The sequence below is a fragment of the Armatimonadota bacterium genome, from assembly GCA_036504095.1.
Lineage (GTDB): Bacteria > Armatimonadota > DTGP01 > JAKQQT01 > JAKQQT01 > DASXUL01.
Window position 1 is genome coordinate 194,703 of sequence record DASXVS010000024.1, and the last position, 19,968, is coordinate 214,670.

Below are 19,968 nucleotides of genomic sequence, written 5' to 3' on the forward strand. Positions count from 1 at the left end.
GTGAGGGTGTCTCCCGGCGGGTCCAATCATCTACCGGGAGACCTTCATCTGCGCCAACCGCAGAGTGGTCCCGTCGGACATCTCCAGGTTTCGCCTAGCTCGTCCTTAAGATGCCGCGAAAACTGCTACCATACCCGCGGGAGCGGCATGGCTCCGCATCCCTCATCTCCACGCTAGAGAGGAAGCATCAATGCACACCCGTTTGACGCTTGCCGCCTTCGCCATGGCGGCTTTCCTGCCTTGCACCGCAGGCGCACAGGCTCCCCGCGGCGGATTCGGCGGCGGCTCCGGAAGTCCGCTTGCCGGGCTAGCAAACCCCCACGCCGGCACGGCCAAACATGAAGGCTCCTGGGATCGCTCAGGCGGCAATGCCGATATGCGTTTCATCAAGCCCGGAGAAACGCTGACCATCTTCGACGCGAAAGGCCCCGCGGTGGTCCACCGTTTCTGGGTGACCATCGCCCCGCGAACCGATACGGAAATCCTGCGACAGACCATCATCCGCATGTACTGGGACGGCGAAAAGGACCCCAGCGTGGAATGCCCCATCGGCGATTTCTTCGGGGTGGGCTTCGGGCAGCAGGTAGACTACCAGTCCATGCCGCTCAACGAAACCAGCGGCGGTTACAACTGCTACTGGCCGATGCCGTTCCACCAGTCGGCTAAATGGACCATTGAGAACCGCAGCAAGAAGAATCTGGATGCATTCTACTACAACATCGATTACACTGCCCTCGAGACGATGAACCCGAACATGAGGCATTTCCACGCTTCGTGGCGGCGCGAGAACCCCACTTCTCCCGGCAAGAACTACACGATCCTCGAGGCCGAGGGCGACGGCCATTACGTTGGTACCGCGCTCTTCATGCAGAACCGGCGGGGCCATGGTCTCGGCTTCCTCGAGGGGGACGAGATGGTTTACATCGATGGCGAAACCACGCCCAGCATCAACGGAACCGGCACTGAAGACTACTTCTCCAGCGGCTGGTACTTCGATCGAGGCACCTACTCCGCCAACTACCACGGCGTACAGATCAAAGATGAGACCCTCGGGCGCGTGAGCACCTATCGATGGCATATTGAGGACGCGATCCCGTTCCACAAGTCCATCAAGTTCACCATCGAGCACGGCACCAACAATGACCACGTGGCGGACTACTCCAGCGTTGCCTATTTCTATCAGAGTGAGCCGCACAAGGCCTACCCGCCCCTGCCTGCCAACGCAGCCGACCTGCTGCCGACCGTTCCGCCGCCCCCGATGAAGATCCAGGGCGCCATTGAAGGCGAGAACCTCGTGGGCTCGGCAAAGGCCACCGTCGGCAACGTCCTCACGCAAGAACTGACGTCGGACGCGGGCGCCTGGAGCGGCGACAACCAGCTTTGGTGGATTCCCGAACGGGCCAACGGGGTCCTGACCTTTCAGCTTCCGGTCGCCAACGCGGGCACATATGATGCGACGGCCTACCTCACGAAGGCCCACGATTATGGCATCTTCCGCGTCTCGGTGAACGGCGTCTCCATTCCCGGCGAGATCAACCTCTACCACGATGGCGTGATGCCCTCCGGTCCGATTCCCATTGGCAGTGTGAAGCTGAAAGCCGGCGACAACGAGATCAAGGTCACCAATGCCGGCAAGGACCCCCTCTCCAGCGGGTACCTCTTCGGCCTCGACTGCGTCGTGCTCAAGCCGCAGTAAGGGAGTTTCAGGTTCCGAGTTCCGGGTTTCGAGACCCGGAACCCGGAACCCTCCTCTTTGGTACCCGGGTACTTCGAGACGGTGCAAATTACCCGTTTTGGATTCGGCTTTCTGCAGGGTAATAAACGCCCAAGGCGCTTGGGGCGGGGCTGCTTCTTCTCTTAGGCTGCCTGTCTTGATTGTCGCGTCGGAATGGGGGGCCCGGATGAATCGTTTGGCGCTGTGTTCCGCTGTCGTTATTGGAGCATTTGAGCTGATGCTGGGCGGCGACGCTGCCGCCGCGACCGTCACTTCGACCGGCGCCGGATCGTCTGTATCGTCGATTGACCGCTCCGCGACGTTCGACCGGCTGGACTGGACGCACAACGGAACGCCGCTGAGCGACTACACCGAGGGCCTCCTCTTCATCGGCACTGATGGTGACAGCACCGTCGGATGGGGGCCAAGCGTCATACCCCCGTTTAATCCGTTCCATCTGCCGATGGACCCGGCTACCCAGGCCTTCTTTTTCCCTGACTTCGGTAACACGACCCAGGCCACTATTCGCACCACCGACCAGAAGCGGATCTACGCCATTGAGTTCCTGTACGGCAATGGTTGGACCACCGGCGACATCTACGGAGTCCCGTGGGGCGATAACCTCGGCTGGCTCGTGTGGGAGACGCTGCGGGGGACCGCCGTTGTGTCTTCGGGGCAGATCGGGCCTAACCCTTCTCTACCGGTCGGGACGATCGTCGGCTGGTATGATCCCGAAGGTTTCGATGAGCTGCACGTGAAGTGCGTGGTAGAGAACCCCACCCCTCCGAATTTCCAGGAACTCGCCCTCGATGATGTCCATGTTCAGTTGACAGCCGTGGGGGCGTATTCCGCGGCAGACGCCGTGCGTGCGCTGGAGGTCGCGCTCGGCTTCAACGTGGCGACGCCCGTTGATATGGCGCGTCTCAACGTGACGGGCGGCCCGTCCATCGAAATGGACGACGCAGTGTGGATTCTCCGAAAGACGCACGGCCTGTGAGAGTATTGAGTTTCGAGTTCCAAGTTCCGGGTCTCGAAACCCGGAACTCAAAACTCAATACTCAAAACCTGTCACCCGTCGTCCAGCCTACGCCTGGCTGGCCGCGAGCGCCTGGTCCAGGTCGGCGATAATGTCGTCCACGTTTTCCAGACCGACGGACAGGCGAACGTAATCGGCGGAAACGCCGGAGTTCTTCTGTTCCTCGGGCGTCAACTGCTGGTGAGTTGTGGACGCCGGGTGGATGATCAGGCTTTTCGCATCGCCGATGTTCGCCAGGTGTGAGAACAGCTTCACGTTGTCGATGAGTTTGGCGCCGGCCTCACTGCCACCCTTAATGCCGAATCCGATGATCCCGCCGAAGCCGTCTTTCAGGAACTGCGTCGCGCGGGCGTGGTCCCTGTGGCTGGCCAGCCCGGGGTAGTTTACCCAGGCTACGCTCGGGTGCTTCTCCAGCCACTCCGCAACCTTCAACGCGTTGGCGCAGTGCTGGCGTATGCGGAGCGGCAGCGTCTCGAGACCCTGCAGGAAATAGAAGGCGTTCTGCGGCGCCAGCGTGGGACCGATGTCTCGAAGCAATTGAACGCGCGTCTTCAGGATGTACGCGATGCCGGGTACCACCGCCTTGTCGTGATTGCCGAAGGCCGCCCAGTAGGAGACTCCGTGGTAAGACGGGTCGGGTTCCGTGATCTCGGGGAATTTGCCGTTGTCCCACGGGAAGGCGCCCAGGTCCACGATCGCGCCGCCGATGCTGGTGCCGTGCCCGCCGATGTATTTGGTGAGGCTGTACACGATGATGTCCGCGCCAAGTTCCTTCAGGCGCAGGATCGGCGGCGGCGCCACGGTGTTGTCCACAACCAGCGGAATGCCGTGTTTGTGCGCGATCTCGGAGATCGCCGGGAAATCATCCACATTGTTGGCCGGATTGCCCAGCGATTCCGTGTAGAGCAGGCGCGTGTTCTCATCGATCGCCTTCTCGAAATTGGCCGGATCCGACGAATCGACGAACCGGACATCGATGCCCAGGCGCGCCAGCGTGTAGTGGAAAAGGTTGTAAGTTCCGCCGTAGATATTGCTCCCGGAAACGATGTTCTGCCCGGCGCTGGTGATGTTCAGGACCGCCAGTGTTATCGCTGCCTGCCCCGAGGAAAGCGCCAGCGCGCCTGTACCGCCATCCAACGCGGCCAGGCGTTTCTCCAACACGTCGGTCGTAGGGTTCATAATGCGGCTGTAGATATTGCCGAAAGCGCGCAACCCGAAGAGGTCGGCCGCATGCTGAGACGAATCGAATACGTACGATGCCGTCTGGTAGATCGGCACGGCGCGCGCGTTGGTGGCCGGGTCAACAACCTGGCCGGCGTGAAGGGCGAGGGTTTCCACCCCCTGGTTCTGAGTGCTCATATCTTGTATGTTCCTTTTCCCTAGTGTGGCGCCGGCCCCCGCGTCTGTCGCGCGGCGCCAGCCTCCGTGCCGGCCTACCGGCTTGAAACTGCCGCCTTAAGCGCGGCGTCCAGATCGTCAATGAGATCGTCCGAATCCTCGATGCCGACGGACAGCCGCAGTGTTCCGTCGGTGATGCCCCGGCGCTCGCGCTCCTCGCGGGCGACCGAGGCGTGGGTCATTTCCGAGGGGTAACAGCAGAGGGATTCGACGCCGCCCAGGCTCTCCGCAAAGGCGAAGACCTTCAGGCTGCTCGCAAACGCCTCCACCGCCGGGCGGCCGCCCTTGATGGCGAACGATACCATTCCGCCGAAGCCGTCCATCTGGCGTTTCGCAAGCTCGTGCTGAGGGTGAGCCGGCAGCCCGGGGTAGTGGACGGCATCCACCTGCGGGTGGGTTTGCAGGAATTCAGCGATCCGCTGGGCGTTCTGGCCATGCTGCCGCATACGCAGCTGCAGCGTCTTGACGCCGCGCAGCGTGAGCCAGGCGTCGAACGGCCCCGGGACCGCGCCCGCGGCGTTCTGGTAAAACTGGATATCACGGTGCAGGACCGCGTCGTTCACCACCACCGCGCCGCCGATGACATCGGAGTGGCCGCCGATGTACTTTGTGGTGCTGTGCACGACGATGTCCGCTCCCAGGGCGAGGGGTCGCTGCAGGGCTGGTGTAGCGAACGTGTTGTCCACGGCCAGAGGCACGCTGTGCGCGCGGGCGATAGCGGCAACCGCGGCGATATCGACGAGTTGCAGCAGCGGGTTCGTGGGCGATTCGATCCATATCAGTTTCGTGGCGGGCGTCAGCGGCGCCTCGAAATTGGCGGGGATCGCCCCGTCCACGTAGGAAAAGCTGACGCCCTGCGGCGTCAGAACTTTTTCGAAGAGACGGTAAGTCCCCCCGTAGATGTCCGCGGCGGAGACTACGTGGTCTCCCGGACGTAGAATCGAGAGAACAGCGGTCTCGGCCGCAAGCCCTGACGCGAACGCGAGGCCGTTCCCCCCACCCTCCAGGGAGGCGATGCATTCCTCCAGGGCGGCCCGCGTCGGGTTTCCCGAGCGCGAATACTCGTAGCCCTTGTGCTTGTGAACCCCCGCCTGCGTGTACGTGGACGTCTGATAGATGGGAACAATAGTGGCTCCGGTGGATTCGTCCGCCGCCTGCCCCGCGTGTATAGCCTTCGTTGCGAATTTCATGCCGCTGCCTCCCGGAATACAATGACCCGAATCCGACAATCGCCCTGGTTGACGTCGGCGCAATCCCTGGGGGACGCGTCGCCGACCGCTCTGGTTAAGTAATATGATAAAGTAACTCAGGTATATTGTCAAGGATTCAGATTTGATTTTTCGCCGCCGTGCGCCCTGCCCCGTCGGCGATTTGGCTCCCATGTGGAGTGTGACGTATCCTTGGTCGTAGCGAAGAGTATATCCACTATGAAGCCCGTACACACATATATCGAACTGGTGCAGTGCCCGCAGTGCCGGGACACGTTCATGGCGCTGGGGGATGATTGCTGCTGGCGGTGCGCCCCCGAAGGGCCGCCGCCCACCCACGCTGAGCTTGCCGCTGCCCGTCTCAATCGGGTGGGCGCCGAGATCGCGGAAGGCTCTCCGGGGAGCCTCGCCGGCCTGGGTTTCGCGCCCCTTGGATCGGCGCCGGTCGTCTTCGGCCCTCCGCAACCGCTGCGCGTCCCGACTCCACCCGGTGATGAGCCTGAACGGTTGCCGCGCGCTGAACCTTCCGACCCCTTGGCGATCCCTCGCTGGGCGGCCGTCATCGGATGGTTGCTGCTGATGATACACGCCGTCCAGGTAATCCTTCGCCAACACCCGCTCATCGGACCGAAGTAGGGGCAGACTCAGTGCCAACCTCAGACACCGGAATCACCATCCGGCTCGCATCTCTCGCCGATGCCTTTGGGATCGCACGCGTCCACGTCTCTTCGTGGCGCTCGACCTACCGTGGCATCGTGCCTGAGGCGGTCCTGGACGGGCTTAGTGTGGAAGACCGCTCGGTGCGCTGGACGCAGAACCTGGCCCAGGACGTGGACAAGGGCTGGTTCACGCTCGTGGCAGAGGACGCCGGCCGCGTTGTCGGCTTCGCCAGCGCCGGGCCGGAACGAAGCGAAGACCCGGTGTTCACTGGAGAGCTTGGGGCCCTCTATCTCCTCGCGACGCACCAGCGCCTTGGCCTCGGGCGGCGCCTCGTATCGGAGGCTGCGCGCCGGTTGCGCGAAGCCGGGATGGACTCGATGCTGATCTGGGTTCTCCGCGACAACCCGTCGCGCGGTTTCTACGAGGCGCTTGGCGGCCAGTACGTCCGCCGACGGGTGCTCGCCATTGGCGGCGTGGACCTCGTCGAAGTGGCGTACGGGTGGAAGGACACGGCGGTGGTGCGGTGACAATCGCCCTCGAGGGGCACCGACGGCCGGTATTGAGGCGCCGCTGTGAATCACGGTACCCCACAACACCGCTCGATGTGCTCGATGGCCCTGAGGTCCGCATCGCGAATTCGGCGGATCGCGTCCGCGTAGGCCAGGCGGGTGGTGCGGTCGGCGACGCTTCTGGTCGTCGCCTCGCTGAAGTCCTCCGGCAAGACCGAACGCGCCTCGTCGCGCGCGGCGGCTGTGGACTCGTAGCAGGAGGCGGCGGCGAGGGCTTCGCCCGCCATGTCCGGTTCGTCGGAGGCAACCTGGTGGAGGAAGGGAATGGCGGCGCGGCGGTCATCGACCATCATCATATCGCAGAGCAGGCAGAGGTATCGGAAACCGAGGGTTTCCATGTCCCCGGGCGGGTACAGGCTGTCATCGAGGAGATCGTCCACCAGCGCATCGTAGCCCTCGAGGCCGCGCACCCAGTCGTCAGCCCGCGGGTATCGCACCAGCTCAACCGCCCAGCGAAGGGTATCGAGGATCATCTCCCGGCGTGGTGGCGGGGCGACGGCCTCTCCAATCAGGATGAAGCCGCGTGTGTTGGCATGCCATTGCGACTTGCGAAAGTAGCCGGACTCGTCGGCGGGCTCGTTGTGGTCGACAGGGATGTCCTGGTACGTGCTCCAGCCCATCAGCACTTCGCCGCCACAATCGTAGCCGGTGATGAGGCTGTAGTCGGCCGGGCCGACAACGCCGGACGCGATGACGGGCACACCCCGGTCGATGCTCTCCGTGATGGAGGCCGCATCGCGTTTGGCATCGCCGCACTGGACCCACGTGTACGGTCGGCCCACCATACGGAAGGCGCGGTCTGTGGGAGCACGAGGATCGGTGGTAATGCTGTCGACGCTGTAGTTCCCGGGGTTCCAGTGGTCCGGCGAGAGCGTGAATCGGAACGCGGCGCCGCAGGCCGCCATCACATCGTGGTACGGCACCGTCTGGCCAAGGCAGTCCAGGGCGGAGACCAGGCACGAGGCAAACTCACACATCTGGCCGGTGTCCCACGTCACGCGCGGGGCGCCCTCGATGAAGACCCTCCCGCCGTCGCGCCGTATTTCCCGTGTTGGCATGATATCCTCCTCACCCAACGAGCGTTCCCCGGCATGGTGAACTGCATTGAGGCCCGGCGGCAAGCAGAACGGAAGCAACATCACCCGGTTATGAACACGCGAATCCGCGCCAATGCTTCTTCGACCCCGCGCCGGGCGGTCTCAGTGAGGCCTTCGCGGAATCCCATGTCTTCGGCCGCAACGGTGACATACCACGCGGGCGGGCACTTCCCAAAAACGACCTGGGCCAGGCCGAGGAGCCTGGCCGGATCGCCCGAGTGAGCCGAAGATGCCGTGGGGTCCATCGGGTCCACTTCGGCTACGGTCACTTCCCCGGGGCTGCCCGGTGACGCGGCATCGGCAAAGATCACCAGACCGGCTTCCGAGATGTCTTCCGCGAGTTCCGGCGTGAGTTGATGACAGGCGATGACGCGGACGTCCGGGAGGTTCCACGCGTCAACGGCCTCCGCAATGATGATGCCGATAGCATCGTCGCCGCGAAGGCCGTTGCCGTAACCAATCAGGAGAACAGGATTCAGGATTCGGGATTCAGGATTCAGCCCAGCCACGGTAGGTCCGGCGTCTCGCCGGACAACTGGATCCTGAATCCTGAACCCTGAATCCTCGCTCACTAACTCCTATCCTCGCGTGATCGAGTCCGCCACGGTGCCGTCCGGGTTTACCAGCGTGATGATCATCGGCATCTGGCCGGCGGCGTGGGTGGAGCACGAGAGGCACGGATCGTAGCACCGGATCACCGCTTCTACGCGGTTCAGCATCCCCTCGTGGAGGTTCTTGCCATCCACGAAGCGCTGAGCGACCTGCAGGACGCCCTTGTTCATCGCCAGGTTGTTGTGACCGGTGGCGATGATGAGGTTGGCCTTGGTGATCAGGCCGTCGTCGTCGATTTCGTAGTCGTGGATCAGCGTGCCGCGCGGGGCTTCGGAAACGCCGATGCCGTGGCTGGCGTTCGGCGCGGCCTTAGCGCGAACGTGCGTATTCAGGATGTCCGTCTGGGTGAGCAACTCCTCGATCTTCTCCAGCGCGTAGAGGATCTCGATGAGGCGCGCGGTGTGGTAGTGGAACGAGCTCAGGATCGAGCCCGAAGCCATTGCACGGAACTCGTGGAGAGCGGCGTCCGCTTCCGGCGTGCCGCACTTGTCCACGGTGTTCAATCGGGCAAGCGGGCCGACGCGGTAGAGACCGTACGGGTAGCCCAGCGGCTTGTAGTACGGCATCTTCAGGTAGGTCCACTCCTCGGCGGCTTCCCCGATGATGTCCGCATAGTCCGCGGGGGCGACGCCGTCCGCAACGATCTTGCGGTCCGAGTCCACCACGCGGAACTTGCCGTCGTAATGCTCCAGTTCGCCCTCTTTGCCCACGATGCTCATAAACAGCGACGGGAAGTTGGCGAAAGAGTCCAGTTCGTCGGCGAACTTGGGCGCGGTGCGGCGGAACAGGTCCAGCGCCAGGCGTGTGGTGTCCTTGGCTTCCGGCAGTCCGGCGAGGATGCGATCGCGTTCCTCAACGGTCAGCGGGTCGTTGACGCCGCCGGGGACGATCCACGCCGGGTGGATTTTGCGGCCGCCCAGCGTTTCGATGATCTCCTGGCCGTATTTGCGCAGGCGGATGCCGGCCAGCGCCAGGTCCGGGAACTTCTCGGCGAGGCCGAAGACGTTTCGGGTGGCGGGGTCGGAATCCATTCCCAACAGGAAGTCCGGCGAGGAGAGGTGGAAGAACGACAGCGCGTGGCTTTGCGTGATCTGTCCAAGGTTCATCAAGCGGCGCAGATTGGCGCCGGTTTCCGGTACCTTCACCGCCAGCAGGCCGTCGCAGGCCTTGGCGGAGGCTACCAGGTGACTCACCGGGCAGATTCCGCATATCCTCGCCATCAGGGAGGGCATTTCGTAGAAGGGGCGGCCCTCGGCGAATTTTTCGAAACCGCGTACTTGCGTTACGTGGAACCTGGCGTCCGATACGCGTCCATCGTCACCCAGGGTCAGCGTAATTTTCGCGTGACCCTCAATGCGGGTGACGGGGTCTATGGTTATTGTTTGTGCCATTATTTTCCTTCCGTCATCCGAACTTGGGCGCCGGCGCGTCTTCGCGCTTCTGGCCGGCCAGCAGGTTGCTGATCGTATCGAAGATCAGGTCCGCGGGCGGCGGGCACCCCGGCACGTAGACGTCCACGTTCACGAACTCGTGGATCGGTCTTGATTTCCTCAGCAGCGTGGGAACGGGTCCGCCGCCCAGCGGGATGACCCCGTCGCCGTAGATGGCGTGGAGCATCCTGTTCGGTTCGAACTGGTTTCGCATGCTGGGCACGTTTGACGTTACGCTGCAATCGCCCAGCGCCACCAGGATTTTGGAGCGCTCGCGGATTTTGAGGATCTTCTCCTCATCTTCGTCGCTGCTCACAGCGCCTTCCACCAGGGCGACGTCAACGTTCTCCGGGAACTCCTTCACGTCCGCGATGGGACTGTGGACCAACTGGATGAGCGGCGCGATGTCCAGCAGGCGCTCGTCCAAGTCCAGAAAGGACATATGGCAACCGGAGCAGCCATCCAGCCACACCGTTGCAACACGGGTTTTGCTCACTTCTTCCCCTCCCGCATTTGCGTCAGGTAAGGCAGGAATGCCTTGCGTTTCACCATTTCACCCACGGACCGGCCCTTTTCGAAGAGCGCGCCGGTGGGGCATACGTTCACGCACTTGCCGCAGCTAGTACACGACTCGGATTTGCCCCATGGCTCGTTCATGTCCGTGATGACCTTGGCGTCTATGCCGCGGCCCATGACGTCCCACGTGTGCGCGCCTTCGATTTCGTCACAAGCGCGCACGCATCGGGTGCAGAGGATGCAGCGGTTGTGGTCCAGCACGAAGCGTTCGTGCGAGGCGTCCACCGGCAGCGTCGGGTAGCGGTATGGCACCCGCATGTGGTCCACGCCGAGCCGCATGGCCATGGCCTGCAGTTCGCAGTGACCGTTGGACACGCAGACGGAGCAGATGTGATTGCGCTCGCTGAACATCAGCTCCACGATCGTCATGCGATAGTGCAGCAGACGCTCTGAGTCGGTGGTCACGCTCATGCCTTCGCTCACTTTCGTGACGCAGGCGGGCAGGAGCTTCGGGATCCCTTTGACCTCGACCATGCAGAGGCGGCACGCGCCTACGTCGCAGAGGCCTTCGAGGTGGCAAAGGGTCGGTATTTTAACGTTCGCTTCCTTCGCGGCATCGAGGATGGTATAGTCCTCGCGCGCGCTGACGTCTCGACCGTCAATCGTCAGGGTTATGACTTTGGCAGGCATCAGGCCACCTCCGCGTGGATTTTACTGGGCGATTTCATTTTGCAGACGCCGGCCGGGCACACGTGATCCCTGATGTGCGCGAGGTACTCGTCGCGGAAATAGCGCAGCGTGCTGAGAACGGGATTCGGGGAAGTCTGGCCAAGGCCGCAGAGGCTAGAGAAGCGCACGACTTCGCAGAGTTCCTCCAGGAGGTCGAGGTCCTTCATAGACGCCCGGCCCTGGGTGATCTTTTCCAGGAGTTCGTGCATCTGCATGGTACCGACCCGGCAGGGTACGCACTTTCCACAGGATTCCGTCATACAGAACTCCATGAAGTAGCGCGCCACGTCCACCATGCACGAGGTCTCGTCCATCACGATCATGCCGCCGGACCCCATAATCGAGCCCGCCTGCGCCAATGATTCGTAGGTGACAGCCATGTCCAGGAACTGTTCCGGGATACAGCCGCCGGAGGGTCCGCCCGTTTGAACGGCCTTGAATTTGCGGCCGTCCGGAATTCCCCCGCCGATATCGAAGATGATGTCGCGGAGGACGGTGCCCATCGGCACTTCGATGAGTCCGGTGTTCTGCACCCGTCCGGCCAGCGCGAAGACCTTGGTGCCCTTGCTCTTCTCGGTGCCGATTCCGGAGAACCACTCGCCGCCGTTACGTATGATGGGCGCCACGTTGGCGAAGGTCTCCACGTTATTGATGAGCGTGGGGCAGTCCCAGAGGCCGGACGCCGCCGGGAACGGCGGGCGGGGCCGCGGGCTGCCGCGGTTGCCTTCGATGCTGGAGATGAGCGCGGTTTCCTCGCCGCACACGAATGCGCCGGCGCCGAGGCGGATATCAACCGTGAAGCGGAACGAGGACCCGCAGATGTTGCTGCCCAGGAACCCCGCGCGCTCCGCCTGGCGGATCGCGTTCTTCAGGCGCTTGACCGCCAGCGGGTACTCCGCGCGGCAGTAAACGTAACCGCTGTCCGCGCCGACGGCGTAGCCGGCGATGGCCATGCCCTCGAGGACGCGGAACGGATCGCTTTCGAGGACGCTGCGGTCCATGAACGCGCCGGGGTCGCCCTCGTCCGCGTTGCAGATTACGTACTTGCGGGCGCCATCGGCCTTGGCCACGGTGCCCCATTTGAGGCCCGAGGGATAGCCGCCGCCTCCACGGCCCCGGAGGCCGCTGGTGACCATCTCGGAGATGACCTCGGACGGCTCCATTTCGCCAACCGCCTTGGCCAGGGCGTCATAGCCGCCCACCGCCGTGTAATCGTCCAGTTTGTCCGGGTCGACTTCACCGGAGTTCTCGAGGACGATCTTCACCTGTCGGGTGAAGAAGGACTGCTCGGCGTCACACTCAAGGCGCTTGACCGGCTTCTTGCCGATGCTTTCCACGATCTCGCCGGCGTCTTCCGGCACCATCGCCTGGTAGAGGATCCCGTCCGGGCTCACCCGGAGGAGCGGACCCGCCATGCAAAGGCCGAGACAGCCGACGCCGCGCACCGCAACCCGTTCCGCGAGACCGCGGGCGTCTATTTCCTTCTCCAGTGCTTCCTTTACGAGGTCGCCCTGGCAGGAGAGACAGCCGGCGGCGACGCAGATGTCCAGTGTTGTCTGGGCCTGCGTTCCGTTAGTGGTTTCTTCAGGCATTTGCCACCTCCGCTCCCGGCGATTCGAGCCAGTTCGTGATGCGTGCCTTCATATCGTTGTCGCCGATCCGTCCGACGACCTCGCCGTCCATCACAACGGCGGGAGCGAGTCCGCAGGAGCCGAGGCAGCGGGCGCTGAGCAGCGACAGCTTGCCGTCTGCCGTGGTCTCGCCGGTGGAGATTCCGGCAACTTCGTTCACCGCGGCAACGAGTGTCGGCGCGCCCTTGATGTAGCAGGCGGTGCCCATGCAAACAACGCATGTGTGCTCGCCCTGCGGCTTCAGCGTGAAGAAATGGTAGAACGTCGCCACGCCGTACACTTTGCTGAGCGGAACGCCCAGAGCGTGGGCTACCTGCTTCAGCGAGTCGTCATCCAGGTATCCATAGACTTCCTGAACGGTGTGCAGCGTCTCAATGAGGGCTTGCGACGAATGGCCGTGGCGGCGCATGGTAGCGCTTACGAGTTTCCACCGGCGGTCGTCGGAACCAGGCGCGCCTGGGGGCGCGGGGCCGGCTTTGCTTCCCTGAACCGTGGTTTGATCGCTTTGCATCAACAGAGGTCCTTTCGGTTGATATAGGAGTGCCCCGAGCCTGCGGGGTGCGTTTCAGCAGACGACCGGGGCGATGCGAGATCGCCGACCGCGAGCGAACCGTCGGGACGCCCGGCCGACCCCGATCGCAGACACGATTCCACGGAGTCAACGGAGTCCAGCGGGCCGCACAGCCCCGGCACCAGCGTCAAAGGTTTATTCGTTCTGATTATCAATCTGGTCACCTGCCTCGTCATTTCGGAATCTGCATGATTAGTCTCGTCATCTATGATGCCGAAGGTCAAGTCCTGGCGTGTTTATTAAACGGCGCGCCAACATGCGCGCGGTCATCGCGCGGGGAGACCTTGGTCATAGCGAGGGCTTATGAATGCTTTGCCGGGAATCCCATTTCCTCAGCGTAGACGTCCTGAAAGCCCGGTTCTTCGCTGAGTGAAATGTGTTTTACCCGGCCGAGGAGGTCCGCGAAATCGGGGTCGTGCGACCCATCCATGCAGAGCGCGATTTTAGCGCCGAGGAGGGCGCTGTTGCCTACCGGGGCGACCTGCTCCTTCGTGAACTTCAGCAGGCCGATGCGCTGCGCGCTGGCGCGGCTGATGTAATTGCCGAACGCGCCCGCCAGGTAGACCCGCTTGACGTCGCCCAATCCGGCGCCCCATCGGTTCAACAACAACCGGATGCCGGCGGCGATGGCGCCTTTCGCCAGTTGCAGTTCGCGGATATCCGTCTGCGTGATGCGGATGGGCTCGCAGATGCTCATGTCCGCCTCGCCGTTCCAGAGGCGTCCGCCGGGTTTGATGCGCTGCTGGTCGAGGCCAACGGCCACCGCGTCCACCAGCCCGCTTCCGCAGATGCCCGTCGGTTCGACGCCCCCCAGAACCTCGCATTCCATCCGGCCATCCGATCCGGTGACCTTCCAGATGGCGCCGCTTGAAGCGCGCATCCCGCTGGAGATACGCGCCCCCTCGAACGCCGGGCCCGCCGCGGTGGAGGCGCAAAGCAGCCCCTCGCGGTTGCCCAGCACGATCTCACCATTCGTCCCCAGGTCTACCAGCGCGACGAGGTCCTCGCTCAGGTGCACGCCGGTCGCCAGCAGGCCGGCGAGGATGTCGCTGCCGACGAACCCGCCGAGGCAGGGAAGAAAACGGACCTCCGGCTCGCCGATCCCGTCCCAGCCGAGTTCTTCGGCGGTCAGGATCTGCAGGCCGTCATCAACCGGCTCAAACGGCGTATGGGACAGCGGCTCCAAGGTGATGCTGCAAAACAGGTGATGCATCACCGTGTTGCCGACCAGCGCGACGGCGGCGATCCGTTCGCCGTCCTTCTCCGCGACGTGCAGCAACTGGTGGATGAGTTTCCCGATGGCGCCGCGAATCAGCGTCTGAAGGTGCTCCTGGCCGGGCGGGGTCATGGAGAACTCAACGCGGCTCATGACATCGCCCCCATGGTGCGCCTGCGGGTTGAGCGCGGTGCGGACCGCCAGCACCCGCCCGGTTTCCAGGTCGAGTAGTTGCGCCACGAGGGTGGTGGTGCCCAGGTCTACGGCAACGCCCAAGCCGGGCCGCGGTGTAAACGAGAACGAGGAGTCGTCCACCAGGACCGGCACATCCCACTGCCGCAGTTCGATCGTCGCGTCGCTTTCGACCGTACATTGGCAGGAGAGCCGCCAACCGTCGGCGAGTTCCGCGGGGCTGAGGTGTTCACGCTGGGCGTCGTTGACGGCGAAATTCCCCTTGACGACACGCAGGCGGCAGCCGCGACAGCGTCCCTGCCCGCCGCAGGGGAATTCCACGCCCTGATCGAACAGGATGTCACGTAATTGCGTTCCCGCCGAAGCGGTGAGTTCCACCCCGATGGGTTGCAGCAGGATGCGATATGTGGTTTCTGGAGGCAATTGAGGTTGATTTCCTTCACGGTCGGTCGGGCTTCTGTGCCCGACACCGGAGCGCGGGCGCCTCGCCCGCATCCCAAATTGGTAAGTCGGGCCTCCGTGCCCGACACCTTCCCGTCGGGCACGGACGCGCGGCCGTTGATATTGTGTCGGGCACGGAGGCCCGACCTACCGATGCCAGATGTCGGCGGGGACGCCGACACTACCGATGGTGGCACGGAGGCCCGACCTACCGATGTCAGATGTCGGCGGGGACGCCGACACTACCGATGGGGGCACGGATGCCCGACCTACCGACACGGTGCCTGGCACGGAGGCCCGCCCCACCGATGCCAGATGTCGGCGGGGACGCCGACACTACCTAGAGGTCATCGGGGGCGTGGGTTTGGGCGTATCGGGCGAGCGCCAACAGGTTTTCGGGGGCGGTATCACGTGTCACCTCGCAGCCGGCGCCGACGATGAATCGCGGTCCGGCTTCTCGATGGCACGCGGCGATGGCGGCGGTGACGGAGTCTGGCGTTCCGTCGCGCAGTGTCCTGACGGGGTCGATATTTCCTAGCAGAATCTGATCCGGTCCCATCGCCTCCCGGGCTTTCGCGAGAGGCACCAAGTAGTCGATATCCACGATCTCGCAGCCGAGGCGGCCCATGCCTTCCAGCATCTTGCCGGTGTTGCCGCAGATGTGCAGGCGGACCGGCACGCCGAGGGCGTGGATCCCGTCCACGAGTTGTTTCTCGAACGGCCACACGAACTCGTTGTACACCGCCGGGCCAACGAGGCTGGCGGCGGCGTCCCCTATCCCGATAGCGTCCGCGCCCGCCTCCACCTGGACCGCTGCGAAGCGCAGTTCCATCTCAATGATAGTGGCGAAGAGTTGGCGAACGAAATCCGGATCATCGTAGAAATCCGTCATGACGGTGTTGATTCCACGCAGATCCGCGCCTTCGGCGCAAGGCCCTTCGACCCAGCCCTCGATCCACTTCTCCGAACCCACGCGCTTCCTGTAAGCCTTCAGGGCGTTGACGCGGTTGTGCATGCGGCCAGGCTTCCGGGCGTCCGGATGGCGGAACGATGCCAGGGCTTCACGGTGCGACAGCAGGGTATCCGTTTCATCGATTGCGGGAGGCTGGTTCGGGTAGAACTTGATGGTGGCGCCGCAATCGAAGGCTTCGGCGGCCGGGTCGGACATGACATTGACGTGGTCGATGCCGAAATCCTTCGAGACTTCCAACTGGCCGGCGACCATCACCTCGTGGTTGATGGAGTATTGGAGGAACGGAACCGAAATCCGGTCCGCGGCGAACATCATGGTGATCGGCATGCAAGCGAGGTGATCGACCGGTTGGCCGGCCAGCATAGCTTTGACACGCTCTCGGCTGGTCAATGTCCGTCTCCTTTGGCTCAGTGAACGGGGCCGCGCATGGCGCCTTCGGGGATGGGCTTCATCACGCCGTCCCAGTTCCAATCATCGCACTCGATGGCGCCTACCGGGCAGGCTTCCTCGCAGAAGGTCCGCCCGTCGAATCCGGAGCATTCCTGACACAGGCGCGGGTCGACGATGTAGACCGCCTCAATCTCGTAGATTCCGCCGTTCGGGCAGTTCGTCCTGCAGGCGTCACACTGGATACAAAGATCCTGATTGATCCGTTTGGCCATGGGGTTGCCTCCTGGCTCTCCGCGCGGGTCCGGCCGTCCGAGCATTTCCGGACATGGTCGACCCCAATATCAGGGTCGGCCCGGAGGGGCTCAACCGACCAGGGGAAAATGGTAACACCGCAGGTAGCCCGGGTACCGTGTTCACGCTTGGGCGCCATCGGTCCGGCGGATGATTTACCATGTCCGGCACATCAATTCCGGTGAAATCATACCGGGATGGCTCGAGATGGAGGGTGGGGACCGGTCTGAAAAACGGGGCTTGCCGTTCCGCGTTCGGCGTCGGCGTCCGCCCGCTATATCGGTTTATACCCTTCGGCCATGTTCCGTGCCACAATGGAGCGTAACGCTCTGTTGCTGCCGGGTTTACACCGCACCCAGCGCCCATCACCATCATGCTCAAACCGCGCATCTGCATTCTGGCGCTCGCCGCAATCGCCGCGACCGGTTGTTCGGGCCGGCCGGAGGGGCGCGGCGGTGTGACCGTTGAGGTGTGGAGCGGGTGGACCGGCCAGGAGGCCGTTTCGTTCCAGAGACTCTGCGACGAGTTCAACAGATCGCACCCCGGCGTGCGGATCCACAACCGCGGCGGCGTGACGGACAACAGCATGGTGATCCGCGCGATCACCGCCGGCGTGCCGCCGGACTGCTTCACGATCTGGAACGCGGGGGACGTGGGGCCACTGGCCGCTTACGGCGCCATCAGCAACCTGGATGCCCAGTACAAGGCGTCCGGGCTGAAGGAAGAGGACCTCGTGCCGGGCGCGGTGGATCAATGCAAGTATCGGGGGCACTTCATCGGCGTGCCGCTGTTGATGGACACCAACGCGCTGTTCTGGAACAAGGATGCGTTTCGGGAAGCGGGGCTGGATCCCGAACGCCCTCCGAGGACCATGGCCGAACTCAAGGATTACGCGGTGCGGCTGACGCTGAAAGACAGGAGCGGCGACATCCGGCGCCTGGGGCTTATGCTGCCGGACACGACGCTGCTCTGCTGGGTGTTTGGCGGCGATTTTGTCGATTCCAGCGGGCGGCCGACCGCGGACACGCCGGCCAACATCAGGGCATTCAAGTTCTACAAGGCTCTGGTGGATGGTATGGGCGGGCGCGAGCGCGTTGAAGCGTTTGGGTCGGGCTTCGGTGTGGTGCAGGGGCCGAACCACCCGTTCTTTGTCGGCAAGGTGGCGATGATGGTGAACGGCGAGTGGATCCCGTCCTGGATCGAGAGATACGCGCCCAGGCTGCACTACGGTGTGGCGCCGGTGCCGTACGAGGCGTCGCGGCCCGATTTGAAGGGCACGACCCTCATCGGCGTGAACCTGCTGGCCATACCGACCGAGGCGAAGCACCCGGGCGAGGCATGGGAGTTTCTGAGATGGCTGCAGAGGCCGGAGGTGCAGTTGGAGTTTGCCCAGGCGTTGAACAACGTACCCAACACGCGATCCGCCCTCCGGATGCGGCGCCTGACCACCGGTTCGGAGGCGCGCCGGAACTATGGTAAATTCTGGCAGATCGCGCAGAACGTTCACGCCCGGGGATTTCCGGTATCGCCGGTCGGCCAGTTGTATCAGGACGAACTGGGCCGGGCGACCGAGTTCGTGATGTTCGGCACGAAAACGCCGGAAGCCGCCCTGGCGGATTTGCAGGCCAAGGTTGAGAAGGAACTGAAGGCCCAGCGAAAAGGAAACGAGGAAATAGCGAACTGAGGAAACTGGGAAATGAGGAAATGTCCGTGCCATTTCCTCGTTTCCATCACACGTAGAGGAGATGACAATGGCAAACAAGCAATCCAGGCGCGAGTTTTTGCAGTCCTCGGCTCTGGCCGCGGCAGGGATCGCGCTCGTCGGCTCGCCGGCTCTGGCGCGGGCGAAGAAGCGCTCGCCGAACGAGAAATTGAACATCGCGTGCATCGGCGTCGGCAACCAGGGGCACTTCAGCGTCGAAAACGTGAAGGACGAGAACGTGGTCGCGCTCTGCGACGTGGATGACACCATCCTCGCGAACGTGGCGAAGGAGTTCCCCAGGGCCGCGACGTACAACGATTTCCGCAAATTGCTGGAGCGGAAGGATATCGATGCCGTCACCATCGGCACGCCGGACCATACGCACGCCATCGCCACGATGTGGGCGCTGAAATCCGGACGCCACGTGTATTGTGAGAAGCCGTTGACGCACACGATCGCCGAATGTCGACTGGTATCGGAGACCGCGAAGCGCCACAAGCGCGTCACGCAGATGGGCATCCAGATCCACGCCGGGGACAACTACCGGCGCGTGGTGGAAATCGTGAAGAGCGGCGCCATCGGCAAGGTCAGCCTCGTCCACGTGTGGGTGAACCGCGTGTGGGACGGCGACGCCATGCCCACGGAGTTCCCGCCGGTGCCGGCGAGCATGCACTGGGACCTGTGGCTTGGCCCCGCCGCGGAACGCCCCTATCACCCCGTGTGGGGTCCGGTGAACTGGCGCGGTTGGTGGGATTTCGGCGGGGGCGCCTATGGAGACATGGCGTGCCACCATATGGACCTCTCGCACTGGGCGCTGGACCTGCGCGCGCCGCTGACCGTGGAGGCGGAGGGTCCCGCCGTGGACGCTCAGCGCTGCCCGACCTGGACGAGCGCGAAATACGAATACCCGGCGCGCGGCGAGAACCCGCCTGTGACGCTGAATTGGTACAACGGCCCAACGCGGCCCAAAGCGTTCGATGAGGCCGGCAGCCCCAAGGACTGGGGCAACACCCTGTTCGTCGGTGACAAGGGCATGCTTCTGGCCGATTACGGCCAGTGGAAACTCCTGCCCGAGAAGGATTTCGAGGGGTTCGAACCGCCAAAGCCGACCATCCCGAACAGCATCGGCCACCACAAGGAGTGGATCGAGGCGTGCAAGACCGGCGGGCCAACCACGTGCAACTTCGATTACAGCGGCGCACTGACCGAAGCCGTATTGCTGGGCAACGTGGCGTATCGCACCGGCCGCAAGCTGGAATGGGACCCGAAGAAGCTCCAGTGCAAAGGCTTCCCCGAGGCCGAAGCGTTCCTCCGCACCAAGCCGCGCAAAGGCTGGGAGTTCTAGGGGAGAATGCAGAAGTCAGAGTTCAGAATGCAGAATGGCCGAACACGGTAGTGTCGGCGTCCTCGCCGACATCGGAGGCGTTCCGGCGCCCCCCTACCCCCCAATACTGTCTGATGACAATAGATGGTGGACAGTTTCTGACAAGACATCCTTTACACTTCGCTCGGGAGGTGTGGGATGCCATTTCAGGAGCAATCGCTTATGCAGTCACGGAAACGATTGGCGAGCCTGGTGCTGGAGGGTGGCA

The 19,968-nt window shown here is 63.4% G+C and carries 18 protein-coding genes; 6 read left to right on the top strand and 12 right to left on the bottom strand.

Translation table 11 applies throughout. From position 1 onward, the window contains the following. Positions 1–190 precede the first annotated feature (190 nt). Both VGM51_04910 and VGM51_04915 read left to right on the top strand, forming a co-directional pair. Positions 191–1,696: a DUF2961 domain-containing protein gene (locus VGM51_04910; GenBank protein ID HEY3412386.1), complete on the top strand. Its 1,506-nt coding sequence runs from the start codon at positions 191–193 to the stop codon at positions 1,694–1,696. Positions 1,697–1,901: 205 nt separating this feature from the next. Continuing rightward, positions 1,902–2,711 (top strand): hypothetical protein, encoded by an 810-nt coding sequence (locus VGM51_04915; protein ID HEY3412387.1) that lies wholly within the window; start codon positions 1,902–1,904, stop codon positions 2,709–2,711. An 87-nt stretch (positions 2,712–2,798) separates the two neighbouring features. Here VGM51_04915 and VGM51_04920 read toward each other — a convergent pair whose 3' ends face one another. After that, positions 2,799–4,109 (bottom strand): O-acetylhomoserine aminocarboxypropyltransferase/cysteine synthase, encoded by a 1,311-nt coding sequence (locus VGM51_04920; protein ID HEY3412388.1) that lies wholly within the window; start codon positions 4,107–4,109, stop codon positions 2,799–2,801. A 74-nt stretch (positions 4,110–4,183) separates the two neighbouring features. Then, on the bottom strand, positions 4,184–5,338 hold the full coding sequence (locus VGM51_04925) for a cystathionine gamma-synthase (protein HEY3412389.1): 1,155 nt from the start codon (positions 5,336–5,338) through the stop codon (positions 4,184–4,186). Positions 5,339–5,575: 237 nt separating this feature from the next. Between VGM51_04925 and VGM51_04930 the strand changes: the two genes are divergently transcribed. Together VGM51_04930 and VGM51_04935 are read left to right on the top strand one after the other, a co-directional pair. Next, positions 5,576–5,992 carry a hypothetical protein gene (locus VGM51_04930; protein HEY3412390.1) on the top strand — a complete coding sequence of 139 codons (417 nt, stop codon included), beginning with the start codon at positions 5,576–5,578 and terminating at the stop codon, positions 5,990–5,992. Positions 5,993–6,003: 11 nt separating this feature from the next. Then, on the top strand, positions 6,004–6,543 hold the full coding sequence (locus tag VGM51_04935; GenBank protein ID HEY3412391.1) for a GNAT family N-acetyltransferase: 540 nt from the start codon (positions 6,004–6,006) through the stop codon (positions 6,541–6,543). A 50-nt stretch (positions 6,544–6,593) separates the two neighbouring features. On the opposite strand, the gene VGM51_04940 is transcribed toward VGM51_04935, so the two are convergent. The 10 genes from VGM51_04940 to VGM51_04985 form a co-directional block, all read right to left on the bottom strand. After that, positions 6,594–7,643 (bottom strand): hypothetical protein, encoded by a 1,050-nt coding sequence (locus VGM51_04940; protein ID HEY3412392.1) that lies wholly within the window; start codon positions 7,641–7,643, stop codon positions 6,594–6,596. An 80-nt stretch (positions 7,644–7,723) separates the two neighbouring features. Further along, positions 7,724–8,254, bottom strand: a complete 531-nt coding sequence (locus VGM51_04945; GenBank protein HEY3412393.1) for a hydrogenase maturation protease — start codon at positions 8,252–8,254, stop codon at positions 7,724–7,726. Between the two features lie 6 nt (positions 8,255–8,260). Next, entirely contained in the window at positions 8,261–9,685 is a 1,425-nt protein-coding gene (locus VGM51_04950) for a Ni/Fe hydrogenase subunit alpha (GenBank protein HEY3412394.1), read from the bottom strand. A 13-nt stretch (positions 9,686–9,698) separates the two neighbouring features. Beyond that, on the bottom strand, positions 9,699–10,220 hold the full coding sequence (locus VGM51_04955) for an NADP oxidoreductase (GenBank protein HEY3412395.1): 522 nt from the start codon (positions 10,218–10,220) through the stop codon (positions 9,699–9,701). Further along, positions 10,217–10,930 carry a bidirectional hydrogenase complex protein HoxU gene (hoxU, locus tag VGM51_04960; GenBank protein HEY3412396.1) on the bottom strand — a complete coding sequence of 238 codons (714 nt, stop codon included), beginning with the start codon at positions 10,928–10,930 and terminating at the stop codon, positions 10,217–10,219. Before hoxU ends, VGM51_04955 begins: the two co-directional genes overlap by 4 nt. Beyond that, positions 10,930–12,561, bottom strand: coding sequence for a NuoF family protein (locus VGM51_04965; GenBank protein ID HEY3412397.1), 1,632 nt, complete (start codon positions 12,559–12,561; stop codon positions 10,930–10,932). Before VGM51_04965 ends, hoxU begins: the two co-directional genes overlap by 1 nt. Beyond that, positions 12,554–13,111, bottom strand: a complete 558-nt coding sequence (gene hoxE, locus VGM51_04970) for a bidirectional hydrogenase complex protein HoxE (GenBank protein ID HEY3412398.1) — start codon at positions 13,109–13,111, stop codon at positions 12,554–12,556. The genes VGM51_04965 and hoxE overlap by 8 nt, the downstream gene beginning before the upstream one ends. 361 nt (positions 13,112–13,472) lie before the next feature. After that, positions 13,473–15,002 (bottom strand): ASKHA domain-containing protein, encoded by a 1,530-nt coding sequence (locus VGM51_04975; protein ID HEY3412399.1) that lies wholly within the window; start codon positions 15,000–15,002, stop codon positions 13,473–13,475. Positions 15,003–15,360: 358 nt separating this feature from the next. After that, the gene (locus VGM51_04980; GenBank protein HEY3412400.1) at positions 15,361–16,383 is read right to left on the bottom strand and encodes a uroporphyrinogen decarboxylase family protein; all 1,023 of its coding nucleotides are present in this window, start codon (positions 16,381–16,383) and stop codon (positions 15,361–15,363) included. Positions 16,384–16,400: 17 nt separating this feature from the next. After that, positions 16,401–16,655: a 4Fe-4S binding protein gene (locus tag VGM51_04985; protein HEY3412401.1), complete on the bottom strand. Its 255-nt coding sequence runs from the start codon at positions 16,653–16,655 to the stop codon at positions 16,401–16,403. Positions 16,656–17,047: 392 nt separating this feature from the next. Here VGM51_04985 and VGM51_04990 point away from each other — a divergent pair, with 392 nt between their 5' ends. Both VGM51_04990 and VGM51_04995 read left to right on the top strand, forming a co-directional pair. Further along, complete coding sequence (locus tag VGM51_04990) at positions 17,048–18,358, top strand: ABC transporter substrate-binding protein (protein ID HEY3412402.1); 1,311 nt, start codon at positions 17,048–17,050, stop codon at positions 18,356–18,358. Between the two features lie 67 nt (positions 18,359–18,425). Beyond that, the gene (locus VGM51_04995; GenBank protein ID HEY3412403.1) at positions 18,426–19,721 is read left to right on the top strand and encodes a Gfo/Idh/MocA family oxidoreductase; all 1,296 of its coding nucleotides are present in this window, start codon (positions 18,426–18,428) and stop codon (positions 19,719–19,721) included. The last annotated feature ends 247 nt before the right edge of the window (positions 19,722–19,968 follow it).